Genomic DNA, 17,214 nt, shown 5'->3' with positions numbered 1-17,214 from the left:
TGATGAAAAGAGCTTTGAAGGACATCAAAGCTCTTTTTCGATGAACTGGTGAAGGAGTTCGGATAACTTCTTCTTTTTTTCTTTTTCGGGCAGATCCATTTCTTTTAGCTTTTTTCGTTGTTCATAAAGAAAAGAAACGTAGTCTTCGTAAGACTCGTCAAATATTTCTTCTAATTTTTCTTTAATGGCTTTTGCTAGCGACGGGCTCGCTCCTTCCGTTGTGACGGCGATCGTAAGCTTTCCTCTTGAGAAAAACGAAGGAATATGAACATTGCCGCTTTCATGATCACTGGCGACATTCACGAGTTGATGAGGGGAGGCATCTTGAGCAATTTGCTTGTTTACCTCGGGATCGTTGGTTGCCGCGATGATGAGAAAAGCATCTTTATAGTCTGTGTGTTCAATGGGACGTTGATGCCAAATAATTTTCCGCTCATTGGCGAGTTGAACAATTTCATCAATGGCCGTTGGGCTAATGACCGTAATATCGGCTTCTTCTTTTAACAGCGCAAGGAGGCGGCGATAAGCGATTTTGCCTCCTCCCGCAATGACGACTTTTTTATTTTTCATGTTCACGAAAAGCGGATACATCGTTGTCATCCTTTTTGCATTAGATCGTTTATTTGCTTTTTCAGCAATTCGTAAAGAACAGGATGTCGACCGATCGGCTCACCTAGAACGAACACTTGATGGTCATTGCGAAATGAATCAATCGTCCGTTCCATTTTCGCGATTAGCTGTCCGAAAAAAAGCAAGTAAGGAATGATGGTAATATGTTTGGAAGAAGAAAGGGTCATGTTTTGCAACGCTTCTAAAAATGTTGGTTGGGCTGCAGCTAAATAGCACGTTTGCACAGGAATCTCCATTTTTTGTTCGAGCAGATGACCGACCGTTTGAAAATTTTGTTGCGCCTCGAGATCGCTGCTTCCTCGACCGACTAACAGAATGGCGTCACTTTGAGCATGAACTTGTTCGCTCAATGCATCGATGATTTTCGGTTGAACGCCAAACGGCTCTCCATAGATGATTGTTAAATCAGGAAATTGTTCTTTCGCTTTTGCTAACTGTTCGGGAATGTCTTGTTTGGCATGTGCTGCTGCTAAAAGCAGAATCGGAACAGCGATGATCGTTGTTGCTCCTTTAACGATACAGTTCTGAATGCCTGTCAAAATACTCGGTTCACATAGTTCCAAAAAACATAATTGTTGAATAGGAACGTTAACGAAAGGTGTGAATGATTCAATAAAACGTTTTGCTTCGTCATATCCTTTTTTCGTTCGGCTTCCGTGGCAAATATATAAAATAGCTTTCATCGTTTACCTCATTACGTTTACATACTTTTCTTCGCGCAACATCGTTTCAAACCAATGAAGTTGTTCATGAAGCGTAACGACCTCGCCAACGACAATAATACTTGGATTTGTAATCGGCTGTTTTTGAATCGCCTCGAGGATCGTATCTAATGTCGCAACGACCGTTTTTTGCTCATAAAGCGTTCCCCATTGTATAATGGCGATCGGCGTTTTTGGATGCTTGCCGTGCTGTTGTAGTTGTTCGCAAATAAAAGGCAACTGTTTAACTCCCATGTAAATGACGAGTGTATCGACACCTTTAGCAAGATGTTCCCACTTGAGCGTCTCGGTGGGATTTGTCCGTTGGTGTCCGGTAATGAATGCAACGCTCGAACTAAAGTCACGGTGAGTAACCGGAATTCCTGCGTAGGCTGGAACCGCGATTCCGGAAGTGATGCCTGGGACAATTTCAAATTCGATGCGATGTTTAACGAGCGCTTGCGCTTCTTCACCGCCGCGTCCAAAGACGAAAGGATCGCCGCCTTTTAGCCGCGTTACAATTTTTCCTCTTTTTGCATGTTTGATTAAAAAATGATTAATCGTTTCTTGCTTCATTGTATGGTAATTTGGGAGCTTTCCGCAATAAATCAAATCTGCCTCCGGTTTTGCATAGTTCAATAATTCATCGTTAATGAGCCGATCATACAAAATGATATCTGCTTGTTGAATACATTTTAGTCCTTTTAGTGTAATCAAATCGGGGTCTCCTGGTCCAGCTCCGACTAAGTATACTTTTCCCATGTTATTTCGCCCTTTCTGTTAATGGTTTTGCGTAAACGACAAATCCGCCCCCACGTTGAATTTTTTTCTTTTCATATAACGAAATATCAATGAGTTCCCGCGCAGGAATGAGTTGTTTATCCAGTTCATTTTCCGCTAATTGAAATGCTTGTTCGTCGTTGTGAGCGGCGACGACGACATAAATAAGCTGGGTCGTCGTCGTTACTTCAAAGCGATATAAATTCACAGGCTTCACCTTCAATTGTCCAAAATTCGGTCTAATTCTGCTTGTAATGGTTCGAGGCCAACGCGTTGGACGTATTTAAAAAATGTCTCGCCCGCCAATTTCGTCTGTTTGAAATAAAGAAGAAGTTGTTTTAATACATGCGGGAGATCTTCCGCATCGACTTTTCCTTTTAACTTTTCATTAAATTTTCCTCCGTTCAGCAACGTTCCGCCAACGTAAATTTCAAATGCTTCAATCATTCCTTTTTCCTTTGTTTTCATCTTGACTCCTTGCAAGCCAATGTCGGCGATTTGTCTTTGTCCGCAAGAGTTTGGACAGCCAACCATATGCAGGCGAACGGGAACATCAAGTTCTAGCTGTTCGTCAAGGAATTCGGCAATGCGCCGCAATCGTTCTTTTGTTTCGACGAGCGCTAAATTGCAGTATTCAATCCCTGTGCATGAAACGGAATAACCGATGAACGATTTTGGCTGTACCGTAATACGTTCAAAAACAGGTTCTTTTAATAAAGGATCGACGTTTTCTGTTGGAACGTTTGGAATAACCAAATTTTGTGAATTACATAGACGCACTTCGCCGTTCCCGTATTGTTTGGCAATTCTTGCAATCTCAAAAACTTCATCGGCATGTAAGCGGCCAACTGGCACGTTAAATCCGATATAATGAAGCCCTTGTTGTTTTTGCGGATGAACGCCGTAAAAATAGCCTGCGTTCCATCCTTTATGAACATCTTCGCCTTTTTCTGGAAGCGGGCCAATCAGCTCTAATAGCTTTTCTGTAAATTTTTCCACTCCCCAATCTGCTACTAAAAACTTAAGGCGAGCACGGTGGCGTTTTTCGCGATATCCGTAGTCGCGGAAAATGGTTGTTACCGCAATCGCTGCGTCTTTCACTTGCTCAGGACGGATGAAAACATTTAATGTTTGCGCTAAATAAGGGGCTGATGACAATCCGCCTCCAACTTTTATGTGAAATCCGAGCACTTCATTTCCATCAATCACTTTTTTTGCAGGAGTGAACGAGAGACAATGAATTTCAGCGTTGGATGCATTATAGACGTTTGCGTTAATGGACATTTTATATTTGCGCGGCAGGTTAGAAAAATCTTCGTTGCGTTGGAAAAATTCATATACTTCACGCGTGATGTCTGTCGTATCGACTAATTCGTTTGGATCGATTCCTGATAGGGGATTGCCGACGATGTTGCGCGTAATGTCACCACAGGCTCCAGCTGTGGACAACCCAACTTTTTCTAGACGTTCAAAAATATCAGGAATTTGTTCGATCGTTAACCAATGGAATTGAACGGCCTGTCTTGTTGTAATGTCAAATACGTTGCGTCCATAATCACGGCTAATTTGTGCAAGTGTAACGAGTTGATCATATTGTAAGATGCCGGAAGGGACGCAGACGCGCATCATAAAGTATCCTGCATCCTTTGGGCGTTGTAAGTAAAGACCAGCCCATTTGAATAAATCAAAATCTTCTTCAGGAATGGAAGCAAAGCCGCTTTTGGCATAGCGAGGGATGTCTTCAAAGATTTTTAATCCGTCTTTTTTCAGCTTTTTTAGTTCCGTTTTATTTAAGTTTGGATTATTTGCCCATGTTTTTGTGTATGCCATTGTTTACACTCCTTTAATAAAGTTTTGTTTTTGTAAGTAAGAAATAATTTGTTCTGTGCATTCTTCAATGGAATAACGATCCGTTTCAACGATTAATTCAGGGGAAAGGGGTTCTTCATATGGTGAATCGATTCCGGTGAATTCACGAATTTCCCCGTTGCGTGCTTTCTTATATAGCCCTTTTGGATCGCGTTTTTCACATTGTTCGAGCGGACAGCGTACATAAATCTCGATAAATTCATCTTGTTCGAGTTTTTGTCGAACGAGTTCACGATCTTGACGGAATGGAGAGATAAAGGCTGTTAAAACGATTTGCCCGCTATCGACAAAAAGCTTGGCGACTTCACCGATGCGGCGAATATTTTCGGTTCGGTCTTCGGGTGAAAAACCTAAATCGCTGTTCAATCCGTGACGAATGTTATCTCCGTCTAATACGTAATTTTGGATTCCTCTTTGAAACAACTCTTTAGCCACCGCATTGGCTAATGTCGATTTTCCTGAACCGGATAATCCCGTAAACCAAAGAACACAACTATGATGATGGTTTCGCTGACGGCGTTCGGCTTTCGTAACGCTTTCGTGATGCCAAACAATGTTCATCGGCTTGCACCTCCAACCGTTTGTTTTAGACCGTCCATGAGCACTTGCACGACTTCTGGGCGGCTAAACGTGCTCGGCGGCATCTCGCCATTTCGTAACATCTCCCGTACTTTTGTCCCTGACAGGATGACATGATACTCGCTTTCATGTGGGCATGTTTTTGTTGATGCCATTGCTTCGCATTTCGTGCAGTAAAAGCTATGTTCGAAAAAGAGAGGGGTAATGCCTAGCTCTTCATTTGTAAACTGTAAAAAGATTTTTTGGGCATCATATGTGCCGTAATAGTTGCCGACGCCCGCGTGATCGCGCCCGACAATAAAGTGAGTGCAACCAAAATTTTTGCGAACAATCGCATGAAAGATCGCTTCGCGCGGTCCGGCATAGCGCATGGCCGCTGGAAAGACCCCGAGAAAGACGCGATCGTTCGGATAGTAGTGTTCGAGAAGAACTTGATAGCTTTTCATGCGAATGTCAGCAGGAATATCATCTTCTTTCGTCTCGCCGACGAGCGGGTTTAAAAATAAGCCATCAACGATTTCGAGGGCGCACTTTTGAATATATTCATGGGCGCGGTGAACAGGGTTGCGCGTTTGAAAGCCGACAATGGTTTTCCAACCAAGTGAAGCAAATTGCGCCCTCGTTTCTTTTGGATCAAAGAAGAAAGAAGAAAACATCCCTTTATTTGTTCGTCGAATAAGCGTAATCGGGCCGGAAGCATACAAATTCGGTTTTTCGAACAATTTCTTTACGCCGGGATGAGCAAGGTCCTCGGTTTGATAAACAAGGCGCGCTTCTTTTGCTTTATTAGGGCGATAAATTTCTTCTAACTCTAAAACGCCATACACTGTGCCGCGATGAACGAGTTTTACTTTTTCGCCAATGCGTAATTCAGCTGCTTTTTCTTCCGTAATGGCTAGCGTAATCGGAATGCTCCAAACCGTTCCGTCTTGAAGCCGCATCGATTCAACGACAGATTCGTAATCAGCTTTTCCTAAAAAACCTGTTAGCGGGCTATAGCCGCCGATGCCGATTAATTCTAAATCGCTGAGTTCGGCGTTACTCAGTTCAATCTCTTTTTGAATGTTTTCAAGCGAATAAGATGGGTTTTCTCGTTCGATGAGCAATCCCCCATGTGGTTGAATCATTTTTCTTCCTCCTTAAAAACTATGATTCTTATAACTATGAATGGATGTTAAATGCCGCCACCGTGTTCATGAAAAGAACGTTTCTCTTCAGTGACTGTTTTCTTTAAGCTGATGGTGCCGATCGTTGCTAGGCAAACGCTGACGATGGCAATGACGGTATATAAATCGCTATCGAGAAGCAATTTAATAAGACTGTAAGAAATCGCAAGTGAAAAAATCGGTGATACAATCCAAACTTTTAACACTTGAATAACAATTTGTTTTTGCCAAAGATAAAACCCGTTTTGTGCGGTGCCGATGCCGATAATAGCGGATGTCGTAATCTGCGTTAACGGAACAGGCAATCCGAAAATGGAAGCAGTGATGACGAGAGCGGCACCAATTCCGGAGATGATACAGCCTTCCAGCTGCGAAAAACTTGTGATTTTTTTTCCGTTTGTTTCAAGGACGCGCCCCCCAAGCAAAAGGGCACCGAGCGCCACGAACAGTCCGCCGAACATAATTCCGGCATGGACGGAGATGAGCCCTGCTCCGACGAGCGGTCCAACGGCGTTTGCCACGTTGTTCATCCCTGCGGAGAATGCTTCGAAAAAACCGGCAATGATCAGTAAAACACTTAATGTTTTGGTTGAATGGATAAATGTTTTTCGCTTTGCGTTTAGCCATTTTCCAACAAGATACGCAAGCAAAAAAGCGACGAAAGGGGTAATCACCCAAAATGAAACGATCCATAGAAGTTTACTGACATATACGCTTTGATAGGCGATTCCTGCTCCGACAACAGCTCCGACCGTAATTTCGCTCGTTGATAAAGGAATGCCCATGATGTTAGCCGCAAATAAGGAGATCGTCGCTGATACTAAAATGATGATGACAATGTCCGTTTCTAAAACGGATGAAGGGACGATTCCTGAGCCGATCGTCTTCACAACTTCGCCACCGCTAAGGCTTCCGAGAAAAATCGCCATCGCACATAAAAGAAGGGCGAGACGTTTTTGTTTAATTGCACCTGAACCGTATGCCGCTCCCATGGTTGCGGCCGCTCCGCTTGCGCCGATATTCATGGCAAAGAAGAAAGAAACGATCCAGGCGATCCATACAAGCATTCGTTCCTCCTCCTTTATGACTCATGCAAGCCGCATTCAATTTTTCCTTGCCCCGCCCATCTTCCTGAACGTAAATCTTCTAAATTGTAGGCTGGGGACGTACAAGGAGCGCAACCAATGCTTGGGTATCCGCGATCATGCAGCGGATTGTATGATAAATGGTGGCGGTGAGCATAGCGCCAAATATCTTTCCAAGACCAATAAATAAGAGGGCATATTTTTATTTTTTGGAATTTTTTATCAAGGTTAATAAACTGGACATGTTGTCTTGTTGGCGACTGTTCGCGACGCAATCCTGAAATCCAGGCAGATACATCGTTTAACGCTTCACGTAAAGGAATAATTTTACGGAGCTGGCAACATTGATTCGGATCTTTTTTCCAAAGTTCTGATCCGAATGTTGTTTCTTGTTCTGTGAGCGATAGATTTGGCTTTTGCAAATGAATCTTTAAATTTGGGTATTTCTTTTGAACTTTTTCAATCGTTTCATACGTTTCAGGAAAATGGAGCTCCGTATCAAGAAAGACGATTTTAGCATCTTCACGAACTTTCGAGATGAGATCGATTAAGACGATCCCTTCAATTCCAAAGCTACAGGCATAAATAAGATCGTCTTGATAATGGTCATACGCCCACGCTAAAACGTCTAATGCACCTTTCGTTTTATTTTCGCTGGAAAATAAAGGTTTTTCTTCTGTATCCCACGTTTCGTATGTCAGCATGTGCAATCCCCCTTTTTAAACAAAAAGGCGGTTTTAACATAAAGTTAAAACCGCCTCTAGTTTGTCTAGTCAGCGTTTTTCACTTTATTCTTACTTTTTCCTGTTTTTCTAACTGAATGATTTTTCCATCTTGAACAATGATGGTAATCGAACCGTATTTTAAGGAATGAAGCATGTCTTTTAACTTCACAAACACTTCATCTAATTGCTCATCTGCCACTACACAACCCCCCTTAAAAATAAAAAGCTTTCCATTTCGGAAAGACGGAAGGGTAATGTATGTCACCTTATCTTCCCAAAATGGTAACCATTTGGCTGGATTTAGCACCTTACTTTTCCAAGCAGGTTGCCGGGATTCATTGGGCCAGTTCCCTCCACCGCTCTTGATAAGTATAATTGTTTTAAATTTTAACATAATTCAAATAAATGTCAATCCTAGTTTTTCGATAGGATTTTATTTTTTTATCTATATAGACTCAAGTTGAGTTTCCGACACATCACATCATGAATAGAAGACCGCTTTTCTGCCATAGGTGGATTCCGAACGTAAAACGCATGACAGACAAATTCATTTGTCTGATGGCGTTTTCGTTCGGAGAAGTGGCAGAAAAGCTTGTTTATATTGGAAAATTAAGATATATATATGGCTAATTTTTTTATCTGTATGGCTAACTTTCGTAAGTTGTTAATACAATGTAGTACATGGTGTAATGGCTGTTTTAAAAAATAGGAGTGACAGTCATATACGTTTATTTGTATACTACTTCCGTAATTACTAAAAATAAGGGGAATGGAAATGCGGCTTATTTTGTTGGACGAATACAACGAACAAACGATGCAGCTGGCAAAACCCATTTATGATCGGCATCGACGCGTGTTGTTAGCTGCTGGAAGAAAAATTGACCCAAAATATTTGGAAAGATTAAAGCAAATGGATATTCGATACATATTTGTAGACGATGCCGTTTCAGAAGGGATCACGATGGAAGAACTTTTGGATATGCCTTCATGGATGGATGCGATTGAAATTGTTCAACAAGCGTTTGAAACGGTGAAAACAAAACAATCACTTGATGTACGAAATGTTTTCAAGTTAGTAGCAAAACTTGTTGATGAAGTGAACAAACGAAAAGTGCTCACCATCATTCCATCGACGTCGCTAGAAGCAGATTTACGATTGTATGCTCATTGCGTGAATGTGACGTTATTGGCATTGCAGATTGGAAAAAAGATAGGATTGAATAGTTTGCAGCTTCGGGATTTAGCGGTTGGAGCACTTTTGCACGATATTGGGAAAGTGATGGATGGAAAAGAGGAGCACACAGTTAAAGGATTCGAGTATTTGCGGAAAGAAAGGGAAATTAGCCTTTTAGCAGCACATGTTGCCTATCAACATCATGAATTTCATGATGGGACAGGGGCGCCTCGAGGACTAAACGGTGAACAAATTCATCTTTATGCTAAAATTTGTGCGATTGCAAATGAATTTGAACACCTCGTTTCATCGCAACAAATTCCTCCGCATGAAGCATTGGAAATCCTGATGGCCAAAAGCGGTTCTCATCATAGCCAAGAAATTGTCCGCCTATTTGTTGAAAATATTCCAGCTTATCCGCCGGGGACAAGGGTGAAAATGAGCAATGGGAAAGAAGCCATTGTAACAAAAATTATTTCACATATGCAAAGACCGTATGTCCGATATTTGGATACACATGAAGAGATTTCGCTCATCGATCATCCTTCGCTGCTTATTGTCGAAACAGTGAGCGTGTAGAGTTTCTCTACACGCCTATTTTTTTCGTAAATTTCCTAGTTCTTCAGCAATCGCCTGCATTTCGCTTGGGCTGAATGATTGCTTTTTCATGACCATTTCGTAAATTTCTTTCAATTCATTATACATTTCCTCATCAAAATGACTGGATTTAATGGCATCAAAATTTAATACTTTCAACTTCTCTTTTATTTTCTCGATCATATATTCAACAGATAAATGCAACAGGCTTCATCCTTTCAAAAAATGATTGGTTTTATTGTAACACCATTGCAAATTTTCTTCTACTTTCTTTTTGTTTATAATGGTATGTAGCGAGGTGTTAAAGATGGTAAAGGTATTGTTTGTTTGTCTGGGGAATATTTGTCGTTCTCCGATGGCGGAAGCGGTGTTTCGCCATCTTGTTAAGCAAGAAGGATTGGAAGGAAAAATTAAAGTCGATTCAGCTGGAACAGGGAGTTGGCACGTTGGCAAACCGCCGCATCATGGAACGCAAACGGTTTTAATGAAAAAACAAATTGATTTTGATGGAATTAAAGCTCGCCAAGTGACAAAAGAGGATTTGCAACAGTTTGATTACATTATTGCAATGGACAGCGACAATCTTGCCAATTTGCGTCGATTGGCTGGTGAACATTCAACAGGCGTCATCGCTCGTCTTCTTGATTTTGTTCCTGAACATGATTTAGAAGATGTTCCAGACCCTTATTTTACAGGGAATTTTGATGAAGTGTATGAACTGATTGAAAAAGGATGCAGAAATTTGTTAGAAACGATTAAAAAAGATCATTCACTCACATCATGAGAGGGGGGAGATGGATGTGAGGAAGCGGCAAGTTCTCATTCGGACGGGTGTGGTTGTTGGCGGAATGGCTGTTTTAATGAATAAAGAAATGAGACAAAAGATCAAACAAACCGTCGAGCAAATGTTTCACCAATCGATCAGCGAGTTAGAAGCAATCAAGGAAAACATTCATCATATTCGGCGCAACGTTGAAGAAATGGCTGATGATATTCAGTTCATGATGGATAAAATCAAAGAATTGAAAGAGAATACTCCCTATGTCATGGAATGGATTGAAGAGTTGAAACATTCATTTTTCAATCGCCCGCAGAAGTAAAATTGAAAGAAAGGGATGGGAAGGCGAGCGATGATCATCAGTTTTTCCTTTGTTCGAGAATTAATGAAGCGATTTGAAGAAGACGAAATTTTCCGGTTGTCCGCTGAATTAGCCTATTTTTTCTTGCTTTCTCTTTTTCCATTTTTAATTTTTTTACTGACGTTTCTTTCGTACTTGCCTGTTCCGCATGAAGATGTGTTGTCATTTTTGCGTGAATATGCTCCAAAGGAAACGGTTGACATCATTGAAACAAATGTAAAACAAATTGTTACAAATCAAAATGGAAAATGGCTTTCATTTGGAATCATCGCAGCGATTTGGGCGGCTTCCAATGGAATGGCAGCGATCATCCGCGCATTAAATCGAGCGTATGATGTGCAGGAAAGCCGCTCGTTTTTCATAGCGCGGGGAATGTCGATTTTATTAACATTTGCGATGATTTTTGTCATTATGGTCGCGCTCGTCCTCCCAGTTTTTGGTCGAATGATTGGTTCTTTTATTTTCTCGACATTTGGATTTTCGCACATGTTTTTGAACGTTTGGAATGCGATTCGCTGGATTGTTAGCTTTGTTATTTTGCTTCTTGTGTTTGTAGCCTTATATTTATTTGCTCCCAACAAACGTTTACGTGTTCGTGACGTGATGGCTGGAGCGATGTTTGCCACAGTTGGTTGGATGGTTGTGTCATTGGTTTTTTCTTACTATGTGAATAATTTTAGCAACTATACAGCCATGTACGGCAGTTTAGGCGGAATTATTGCGTTGATGATTTGGTTTTATTTATCCGGAATGATGATTGTGTTGGGCGGAGAGATGAATGCGATTTTTTGTTGCCAGCGCGAGGGGCGAATGCGGATACGGTAAACATTCCCTTCAATAAGAAAAAACGCTTCCGCTTATATTAATGAGTGTAAGCCATGTTTGTAATTGAAGGGAGCGTTTACTGATGGCAAAACATACGAAAAAAGACGGTGGAACCAAACAAAAAGGAAAAAATCGTCCAAAAAATAAAACAAGCGGAAGTGCAAACGGCCAAAACGGCTATCATTAAAAGAGTTAAAAGAGGGAAATCATCCCTCTTTTCTTTATTCCAACAAAAAAAGAGGGAAATTCCCTCATTCAGCGATTTCTTCGTGATGGTAATACGTTTGATTGTAAATATGTTCGATTTCAGCGTCTGTCATATAAAGCAATTGTTCTTTGTTTAACTCTCGCATTTTTGTAATAAATTCAATCATGTTTTTTCTTTCTTCTCTACTCATATTCAATCGCTCTCCCCTCTGTTTTAAAACAGATTATTTTGTTTACTTGTATTATATAACAGAATTTTAAAAAGCGTCAATGTTTTTTCTTTTTTTTCTGAAAAATATTTTTTTCGTTTTTGTCAAGTTTGGTTGGGCAATGGCGAGAGAGATGCTTAATAGAAATAGGCTAATGACGAGAAAAAAGAAACCGCTGTTATATTGAAGGATCACGCCAACAAGGAAAGGGCCGCATATGCTGCCGATACTATACAAGATTCCACAAAGAATATTGCCGGCTGGGAGCAAATGTTTTGGAACAAGATCAGCCATATAGGCCATTCCGAGTGAAAAAAGGGATCCGACGAACATCCCAGCGATGAAAAAACTGCCGATAAAGCCAAGAACAGAAGGAGAAAGCATTTGTGCCAATAGAAAAGAAACCGCTCCGATTATTAACGAAAACAAGATGATCTTTTTTCTTGGAAAGCGGTCGCTCAAGACGCCAAGCGGCAATTGAAAGACAATACCGCCAATCGCAAAGGCAGGCAAAATGATTGAAACCGCTCGGATATTGAGTTCGTTGCGCAATGCATAAATAGGAAACGTGCTATGTAACGAAGCTTCCAGAAAACCGTATGTAAATGTTAACAATAAAGCAGGCCAAGCGTATTTCCACGTTTCAAAAAAACGAACAGACGTTGCTTTTTCCTTTTCGGCTTCTTCGTTTTCAGGGTATTCATTTTTTAATAAAAATAATGTAAACCATCCGAATAAACTAAGCAGCGACGAAATGAAAAAAGGAAGCGCTTCATTAAGATGAACAAGCGGAACGAGAAGAGGGCCAAGCGCAAAGCCGACGCCAAACGATAGGCCGTAAAGCGAAATGTTTCGTCCGCGTTGATGGATGGGCGAAGAAGATGTAATCCACGTCTGTGATCCAAAATGAAGCACATGGTCGCCAATGCCGATCAGCAAGCGCAAAATAAACCAAAAAGAAACAGAATGCCAAACTGGAAATAATGCTAAAGAAAGAACGACGATCGCCCCTCCAAACATAATGATGCGTTTAAAGCCATATTTTCTTAATGGTTTTTCTAAAAAAGGAGAAACGATCAAGACGCCAATGTACATAGCCGTTGCATGCAAGCCGTTCAGTGAAGAATCGATTCCGCTTTTTTCGAAAATGACAGAAATTAACGGGAGAAGCAATCCTTGCGATAAACCAGAAATGGTGACAATACTAATTAAAATGAAAAAGTGTAACCGTTGTTTGTCCATCATTTCCCCCCCACAGTTTTTTGTCAACACTCCGATGTTACACGTTTGGAGAAAAATGAGCAAGAAAAATGATGGATGAAACTTTAACGGCATTCCTGTAAAATATGGATGTCATATCTAAAAATTAGTTAAAAAAGGAGAAGATGTGATGAATAAACTATTTTTTCTTATGGTAGCGATTGGCGTTCCGCTGTCTGTCGTTGGCAGCTTGTTGCACTGGCCAGCGGCGATGATGTTCGTTGTATACTGTTTAACCATTATCGCTTTAGCAAGCTATATGGGTAGAGCGACAGAAAGTTTAGCCATTGTGGCAGGACCGCGCATTGGCGGATTGTTGAATGCGACATTTGGGAATGCAGTGGAGCTCATTATTTCCATTTTTGCGTTAAAGGCAGGATTAGTCGGGGTTGTTCTTGCTTCGTTGACCGGTTCTGTGCTTGGAAACTTATTGCTTGTCGCAGGCTTATCGTTTTTCGTAGGCGGCTTAAAATATAAACGGCAATCATTTAATGTGTATGATGCGCGTCATAATTCTGGTTTGTTGACGTTTGCGGTATTGGTTGCGTTTGTCATCCCTGAAGTGTTTTCAATGACGATGGATGAAACAAAAACATTATCATTAAGCGTTGGAATTTCGATCATCATGATTGCCCTCTATTTAGCGGCCCTTTATTTCAAGTTGGTGACGCATCGCGGGGTCTATCAGCATAAAGATGACGAATTTGAGGAACATGAAGAACCTGAATGGTCAAAAGGAAAAGCGATGCTCATTTTAGCTCTTGCGACTGCAGCTGTTGCGTATGTTTCTGAAAGCTTAGTTCATACGTTCGAAGTAGTCGCGGAATCATTTGGTTGGAGCGAATTGTTTATCGGCGTGATCATCGTTGCGATTGTTGGAAATGCCGCAGAGCATGCTTCGGCGATTATTATGGCCTATAAAAACAAAATGAACGTTGCGGTGGAAATCGCAATCGGTTCGACATTGCAAATTGCGATGTTTGTCGCTCCTGTTCTTGTCCTTTTTTCTTTGTTTTTCCCGACGAAAATGGCGCTTGTTTTTACGCTGCCTGAATTGATTGCGATGGCTACGGCTGTCTTATTAACGATCGTTCTTTCAAATGATGGAGATACAAACTGGTTTGAAGGGGCAACACTGCTCGGCGCTTATATCATTATGGGAATTGGTTTTTATCTTTTGTGATCTTCTTAAACACCATACTTCTAGGAGGCTCTTATGTATCGTTTTCTTTTTTACGTAATCGGCTTATTGATCCTTTCATTCGGTGTTGTATTAACGATTAAAGCCGATCTTGGCGCAGGAGCATGGGATGCGCTGAACGTTGGGTTAGCGAAAACAGTCGGTTTTACAGTCGGAACGTGGGTTATGATCGTTGGGATTGTTCTCATTATTCTTAATGCGGTGTTGTTAAAAAAATTTCCAGAAATTTTCGCGTTGTTGACAATTGTTTTAATTGGGACATTTGTTGACTTTTGGCTTGAATTGGTTTTTAAACATTGGGCACCGTCTGGTTTATTTTTTCGTTTTGGCATTCTTATTTTTGGGTTGATCGTTATTTCGATTGGCGTAGCGCTATATCTCCAAACACAGTTTCCGCTCAATCCCATTGATCAATTTATGATGGTTTTACATCAGAAGTTAAATGTGAGCATTCAAGCTGCTAAAACGTTAGCTGAATTATTGGCTCTCATTTTAGCGTTTTTCTTTAACGGCCCGATCGGGATTGGAACCGTGATTATTACGTTTCTCATTGGACCGCTCATTCAGTTTTTCTATCCAAAATGTCAAACGATTTTTCGGCGTTTGCAGTACCGCTAGCAGTTGGCTAGCGGTTTTTTTTATTGTCAAAGGATAAATCATGACATTTTGAAAAAAATAAACGTTGAACGAAGTTTAAAGAGAGGGGTTTCGTGGATGAAAAAATGGATTATGATCAGTTTATTTAGTGTTTTTCTTCTCCATCCATGTGTTAGTGAAGCAAATGTGAAACTTCCTAGTTCTGTTGTTGATATTTCGAAAGAAAATACGTACCCAAACCCAACGCAAAATCTCCCTTATTTGCAACCGAGCGAACTTGCGAAAGAATTGCTTGCTTCCGCTAATGTCAAAATCAAAAATCCAGAATTAATTCGTCTATTAAATGAATCATCTATTTCAAGTACACCGTTTGCGATTGGGTATAAAGCAACGATTTATTTGGGACAATGGCCGCTCAATTACGAGTCAACAGAAACGACGACCAATTGGGAATATCAAAAAGTGAATACAAATTTCTATGACAATCGCGGCGGAAAAGCGCCGGTGCGCCTCATGTATAAACAGGAGATGCAAAAACATGTTCGAGGCGGATTAACGGCAAGCGTTCCGAATGAAGAAGCAGTCAAAAAAATGATGTTGTTGACAGCGATGAGCAAAACAAATTTGCCGCTTTCCTTTAGCACATTTATCGGTGCAGGAACAAAAAAGGAGCAAATGTATAACGTTCATGCGAGAAAGTTAGGATATTTATATGCATACGCTCCTGCTGTCAACGAAAAAGGAAAAGTAACGTACGGAGAAGTGTATATTGTATTAAAAGGAAACAAAAAAAGCGTTCTCGTTAAAAATGTCACTTCTCAAGGAATTGGAGCCTGGATTCCGGTACAAGACCGCCTCTCGTTCTCATTCGTTTCCAGTGATATTCCAAGATAAAAAACGTCAAGGTTTTTACCTTGACGTTTTTTATGAGCGGCTTATTTTCGCTTTCCGTTTCGTAAAATCAACATTTGGATAATAACGATTTTTTACGAGCACGTTCGGCCCTAAGCATTGTGCAGAAGGGCAATGGCAATTTAATGTTTTAGCCAGAGGTGAATTCATCCATCGTTCATATGCGGTAAGAAGCGAATCTGTTTGAATATTTCCGAGCGACGGTTCATCACCGAAGTCGGTGACAATAATATCGCCTGTGAAAATATTGACGTTTAAGCGAGAACGGCCATCTGGGTCGTTGCGAACCGTCACGTTTTTACTATTATACAACCGTTTCAATAAAGCTAAATCTTCTTCATTATCGCTGCATGGATAAAATGGAAGCGTGCCGAACAACATCCAAACATTTCCATCGCGCACATCCAACAAATGGTGAATTGCTTGGCGCAATTCATCTAATGTTAATGTTTCAAGCGAACTTGCGAAATCGCTCGGATACATCGGATGAACTTCGTGACGTTTACAGTGCATCTCATCCACAATTTGGCGATGAATTTTTTCTAAATGCGGCAATGTTCGTTTATTGATCATCGTTTCCGCCGAAACGATGACACCCATATCCGCAATGGCACGCGCATTTTCAATCATTCGTTCAAAATACTTCTCCCTTTGTGCGATCGATGGCTTGCGTTCCATCATCGCAAAGCCGGCTTCAACGAAGTCTTCAATCGTTCCCCAGTTATGTGAAATGTGCAATACATCTAAATAAGGAATAATTTTTTCATATCGTTCCAGATCCAATGTCAAATTCGAGTTGATTTGCGTACGAACTCCTCGTTCATGCGCATACTTTAACAAAGGAACAACATATTGTTCGACGGACTTTAACGAAAGCATCGGCTCGCCGCCCGTAATGCTTAACGAACGTAAATTTGGGATTTCTTCTAGCCGGCGAATAAGCAAATCAAGCGGCAGCGCTTCTGGATCTTTCGTTTGCAATGTATAGCCAACTGCACAATGTTCACAACGCATGTTACAGAGGGTTGTCGTTGTAAATTCGATATTCGTAAGCTCAAGTTTTCCATACTGCTTAACATCTAAATAAGCTTCCCACGGATCATATGAAGGGGTAATCGGTTGAAATGATAAAGTTTCCATCTCGAAACTCCTTTATTTTTAATTTTAGACTAACGTTAATTATGTAAAACACTGTTTGTTGTTGTCAATGATGATGGCTTCATGTACGATGGTGAGGAAGGAGGGATTTTTTTGGGCAACGCAGTTTATGATCAAGGTCTACAATTAGAATATTTGAAAAATCGGTTAAATATGTTTCTTGAAGTGATCGATGCGCTTGATCCGGAAACGGCCGATTTAGAAGATATCGATCGCCTCATTCGCGTGCTTGATGATTTACAAATGAAGTATGAACGCTTCAAAAAAGATTGGGAAAAAAGTCGCTAAGGCGGCTTTTTTATTTGCAAATGAATGCCTTTTCATATAAAAAGGGATATAATGAATAGTGGAGTATTCTAAATATTGATACATATCTTAAACAAAGGGGAAGGGGAGTTTA

At 40.8% G+C, this 17,214-nt stretch carries 22 protein-coding genes and 1 riboswitch; of the genes, 8 read left to right on the top strand and 14 right to left on the bottom strand.

Features of this window, described 5'->3' with window-relative positions:
* Positions 1-24: 24 nt before the first annotated feature.
* The 10 genes from EDD69_RS12125 to EDD69_RS12080 form a co-directional block, all read right to left on the bottom strand.
* Positions 25-591 (bottom strand): NAD(P)-binding protein, encoded by a 567-nt coding sequence (locus EDD69_RS12125; RefSeq protein WP_132949211.1) that lies wholly within the window; start codon positions 589-591, stop codon positions 25-27.
* A gap of 5 nt (positions 592-596) precedes the next feature.
* Positions 597-1,313: a sirohydrochlorin chelatase gene (locus EDD69_RS12120; protein WP_132949210.1), complete on the bottom strand. Its 717-nt coding sequence runs from the start codon at positions 1,311-1,313 to the stop codon at positions 597-599.
* 3 nt (positions 1,314-1,316) lie between these two features.
* Positions 1,317-2,093, bottom strand: a complete 777-nt coding sequence (gene cobA / locus EDD69_RS12115) for a uroporphyrinogen-III C-methyltransferase (RefSeq protein WP_132949209.1) — start codon at positions 2,091-2,093, stop codon at positions 1,317-1,319.
* 1 nt (position 2,094) lies between these two features.
* On the bottom strand, positions 2,095-2,319 hold the full coding sequence (locus EDD69_RS12110) for a DUF3906 family protein (protein WP_132949208.1): 225 nt from the start codon (positions 2,317-2,319) through the stop codon (positions 2,095-2,097).
* 11 nt (positions 2,320-2,330) lie between these two features.
* Positions 2,331-3,941 carry a nitrite/sulfite reductase gene (locus EDD69_RS12105; RefSeq protein WP_132949207.1) on the bottom strand — a complete coding sequence of 537 codons (1,611 nt, stop codon included), beginning with the start codon at positions 3,939-3,941 and terminating at the stop codon, positions 2,331-2,333.
* A 3-nt stretch (positions 3,942-3,944) separates the two neighbouring features.
* A complete protein-coding gene (gene cysC, locus EDD69_RS12100) occupies positions 3,945-4,541 on the bottom strand; it encodes an adenylyl-sulfate kinase (RefSeq protein ID WP_132949206.1) in 597 nt (198 codons plus the stop codon).
* Positions 4,538-5,686 (bottom strand): sulfate adenylyltransferase, encoded by a 1,149-nt coding sequence (gene sat / locus EDD69_RS12095; protein ID WP_132949205.1) that lies wholly within the window; start codon positions 5,684-5,686, stop codon positions 4,538-4,540. The genes cysC and sat overlap by 4 nt, the downstream gene beginning before the upstream one ends.
* Positions 5,687-5,733: 47 nt before the next feature.
* On the bottom strand, positions 5,734-6,792 hold the full coding sequence (locus tag EDD69_RS12090) for an inorganic phosphate transporter (RefSeq protein ID WP_132949204.1): 1,059 nt from the start codon (positions 6,790-6,792) through the stop codon (positions 5,734-5,736).
* 14 nt (positions 6,793-6,806) lie between these two features.
* Positions 6,807-7,514 (bottom strand): phosphoadenylyl-sulfate reductase, encoded by a 708-nt coding sequence (locus EDD69_RS12085; protein ID WP_132949203.1) that lies wholly within the window; start codon positions 7,512-7,514, stop codon positions 6,807-6,809.
* A gap of 79 nt (positions 7,515-7,593) precedes the next feature.
* Positions 7,594-7,734, bottom strand: coding sequence for a YezD family protein (locus EDD69_RS12080; RefSeq protein ID WP_243643113.1), 141 nt, complete (start codon positions 7,732-7,734; stop codon positions 7,594-7,596).
* A 64-nt stretch (positions 7,735-7,798) separates the two neighbouring features.
* Positions 7,799-7,907: riboswitch (SAM riboswitch) on the bottom strand.
* Between the two features lie 403 nt (positions 7,908-8,310).
* On the opposite strand from EDD69_RS12080, the gene EDD69_RS12075 reads away from it, so the two are divergent.
* Positions 8,311-9,288: an HD-GYP domain-containing protein gene (locus EDD69_RS12075; protein WP_132949202.1), complete on the top strand. Its 978-nt coding sequence runs from the start codon at positions 8,311-8,313 to the stop codon at positions 9,286-9,288.
* A gap of 15 nt (positions 9,289-9,303) precedes the next feature.
* Here the strand turns inward: EDD69_RS12075 and EDD69_RS12070 are convergent, their stop codons facing one another.
* Positions 9,304-9,489 carry a DUF1128 domain-containing protein gene (locus EDD69_RS12070; protein ID WP_132949231.1) on the bottom strand — a complete coding sequence of 62 codons (186 nt, stop codon included), beginning with the start codon at positions 9,487-9,489 and terminating at the stop codon, positions 9,304-9,306.
* A gap of 124 nt (positions 9,490-9,613) precedes the next feature.
* Between EDD69_RS12070 and EDD69_RS12065 the strand changes: the two genes are divergently transcribed.
* From EDD69_RS12065 to EDD69_RS12055, 3 genes are read left to right on the top strand one after another with little or no spacing between them, the layout of a single operon-like run.
* On the top strand, positions 9,614-10,090 hold the full coding sequence (locus tag EDD69_RS12065; protein WP_132949201.1) for a low molecular weight protein-tyrosine-phosphatase: 477 nt from the start codon (positions 9,614-9,616) through the stop codon (positions 10,088-10,090).
* 16 nt (positions 10,091-10,106) lie between these two features.
* Positions 10,107-10,406 carry a YtxH domain-containing protein gene (locus tag EDD69_RS12060; protein WP_132949200.1) on the top strand — a complete coding sequence of 100 codons (300 nt, stop codon included), beginning with the start codon at positions 10,107-10,109 and terminating at the stop codon, positions 10,404-10,406.
* Positions 10,407-10,436: 30 nt separating this feature from the next.
* Positions 10,437-11,270 carry a YihY/virulence factor BrkB family protein gene (locus EDD69_RS12055; RefSeq protein WP_132949199.1) on the top strand — a complete coding sequence of 278 codons (834 nt, stop codon included), beginning with the start codon at positions 10,437-10,439 and terminating at the stop codon, positions 11,268-11,270.
* Between the two features lie 251 nt (positions 11,271-11,521).
* Here EDD69_RS12055 and EDD69_RS12050 read toward each other — a convergent pair whose 3' ends face one another.
* Positions 11,522-11,668: a BH0509 family protein gene (locus tag EDD69_RS12050; protein WP_132949198.1), complete on the bottom strand. Its 147-nt coding sequence runs from the start codon at positions 11,666-11,668 to the stop codon at positions 11,522-11,524.
* A gap of 66 nt (positions 11,669-11,734) precedes the next feature.
* The gene (locus EDD69_RS12045; protein ID WP_132949197.1) at positions 11,735-12,931 is read right to left on the bottom strand and encodes an MFS transporter; all 1,197 of its coding nucleotides are present in this window, start codon (positions 12,929-12,931) and stop codon (positions 11,735-11,737) included.
* Positions 12,932-13,076: 145 nt separating this feature from the next.
* Here EDD69_RS12045 and cax point away from each other — a divergent pair, with 145 nt between their 5' ends.
* The 3 genes from cax (at position 13,077) to EDD69_RS12030 (ending at position 15,638) form a co-directional block, all read left to right on the top strand.
* A complete protein-coding gene (gene cax / locus EDD69_RS12040) occupies positions 13,077-14,129 on the top strand; it encodes a calcium/proton exchanger (protein WP_132949196.1) in 1,053 nt (350 codons plus the stop codon).
* A 33-nt stretch (positions 14,130-14,162) separates the two neighbouring features.
* The gene (locus EDD69_RS12035; protein ID WP_132949195.1) at positions 14,163-14,765 is read left to right on the top strand and encodes a YczE/YyaS/YitT family protein; all 603 of its coding nucleotides are present in this window, start codon (positions 14,163-14,165) and stop codon (positions 14,763-14,765) included.
* 96 nt (positions 14,766-14,861) lie between these two features.
* Positions 14,862-15,638, top strand: coding sequence for a YfkD famly protein (locus tag EDD69_RS12030; RefSeq protein WP_132949194.1), 777 nt, complete (start codon positions 14,862-14,864; stop codon positions 15,636-15,638).
* Positions 15,639-15,668: 30 nt separating this feature from the next.
* Here the strand turns inward: EDD69_RS12030 and yfkAB are convergent, their stop codons facing one another.
* The gene (yfkAB, locus tag EDD69_RS12025) at positions 15,669-16,796 is read right to left on the bottom strand and encodes a radical SAM/CxCxxxxC motif protein YfkAB (protein WP_132949193.1); all 1,128 of its coding nucleotides are present in this window, start codon (positions 16,794-16,796) and stop codon (positions 15,669-15,671) included.
* Between the two features lie 111 nt (positions 16,797-16,907).
* On the opposite strand from yfkAB, the gene EDD69_RS12020 reads away from it, so the two are divergent.
* On the top strand, positions 16,908-17,102 hold the full coding sequence (locus EDD69_RS12020) for an SE1561 family protein (protein WP_132949192.1): 195 nt from the start codon (positions 16,908-16,910) through the stop codon (positions 17,100-17,102).
* The last annotated feature ends 112 nt before the right edge of the window (positions 17,103-17,214 follow it).

The sequence above is a fragment of the Thermolongibacillus altinsuensis genome (assembly GCF_004341205.1).
GTDB classification, from domain to species: domain Bacteria; phylum Bacillota; class Bacilli; order Bacillales; family Anoxybacillaceae; genus Thermolongibacillus; species Thermolongibacillus altinsuensis.
This window is presented reverse-complemented; position numbering and strand designations above follow the sequence as displayed.

Excerpts from the sequence above, each read along its gene's own strand:
- EDD69_RS12090 (WP_132949204.1), bottom strand. The coding sequence starts at position 6,792 with ATGCTTGTATGGATCGCCTGGATCGTTTCTTTCTTCTTTGCCATGAAT.
- EDD69_RS12030 (WP_132949194.1), top strand. The coding sequence starts at position 14,862 with ATGAAAAAATGGATTATGATCAGTTTATTTAGTGTTTTTCTTCTCCAT.
- EDD69_RS12125 (WP_132949211.1), bottom strand. The coding sequence starts at position 591 with ATGTATCCGCTTTTCGTGAACATGAAAAATAAAAAAGTCGTCATTGCG.
- EDD69_RS12050 (WP_132949198.1), bottom strand. The coding sequence starts at position 11,668 with ATGAGTAGAGAAGAAAGAAAAAACATGATTGAATTTATTACAAAAATG.
- EDD69_RS12065 (WP_132949201.1), top strand. The coding sequence starts at position 9,614 with ATGGTAAAGGTATTGTTTGTTTGTCTGGGGAATATTTGTCGTTCTCCG.
- cobA (WP_132949209.1), bottom strand. The coding sequence starts at position 2,093 with ATGGGAAAAGTATACTTAGTCGGAGCTGGACCAGGAGACCCCGATTTG.
- EDD69_RS12035 (WP_132949195.1), top strand. The coding sequence starts at position 14,163 with ATGTATCGTTTTCTTTTTTACGTAATCGGCTTATTGATCCTTTCATTC.
- EDD69_RS12075 (WP_132949202.1), top strand. The coding sequence starts at position 8,311 with ATGCGGCTTATTTTGTTGGACGAATACAACGAACAAACGATGCAGCTG.
- EDD69_RS12085 (WP_132949203.1), bottom strand. The coding sequence starts at position 7,514 with ATGCTGACATACGAAACGTGGGATACAGAAGAAAAACCTTTATTTTCC.
- cysC (WP_132949206.1), bottom strand. The coding sequence starts at position 4,541 with ATGAACATTGTTTGGCATCACGAAAGCGTTACGAAAGCCGAACGCCGT.
- EDD69_RS12105 (WP_132949207.1), bottom strand. The coding sequence starts at position 3,941 with ATGGCATACACAAAAACATGGGCAAATAATCCAAACTTAAATAAAACG.
- EDD69_RS12070 (WP_132949231.1), bottom strand. The coding sequence starts at position 9,489 with ATGATCGAGAAAATAAAAGAGAAGTTGAAAGTATTAAATTTTGATGCC.
- cax (WP_132949196.1), top strand. The coding sequence starts at position 13,077 with ATGAATAAACTATTTTTTCTTATGGTAGCGATTGGCGTTCCGCTGTCT.
- EDD69_RS12055 (WP_132949199.1), top strand. The coding sequence starts at position 10,437 with ATGATCATCAGTTTTTCCTTTGTTCGAGAATTAATGAAGCGATTTGAA.
- EDD69_RS12120 (WP_132949210.1), bottom strand. The coding sequence starts at position 1,313 with ATGAAAGCTATTTTATATATTTGCCACGGAAGCCGAACGAAAAAAGGA.
- sat (WP_132949205.1), bottom strand. The coding sequence starts at position 5,686 with ATGATTCAACCACATGGGGGATTGCTCATCGAACGAGAAAACCCATCT.
- EDD69_RS12045 (WP_132949197.1), bottom strand. The coding sequence starts at position 12,931 with ATGATGGACAAACAACGGTTACACTTTTTCATTTTAATTAGTATTGTC.
- yfkAB (WP_132949193.1), bottom strand. The coding sequence starts at position 16,796 with ATGGAAACTTTATCATTTCAACCGATTACCCCTTCATATGATCCGTGG.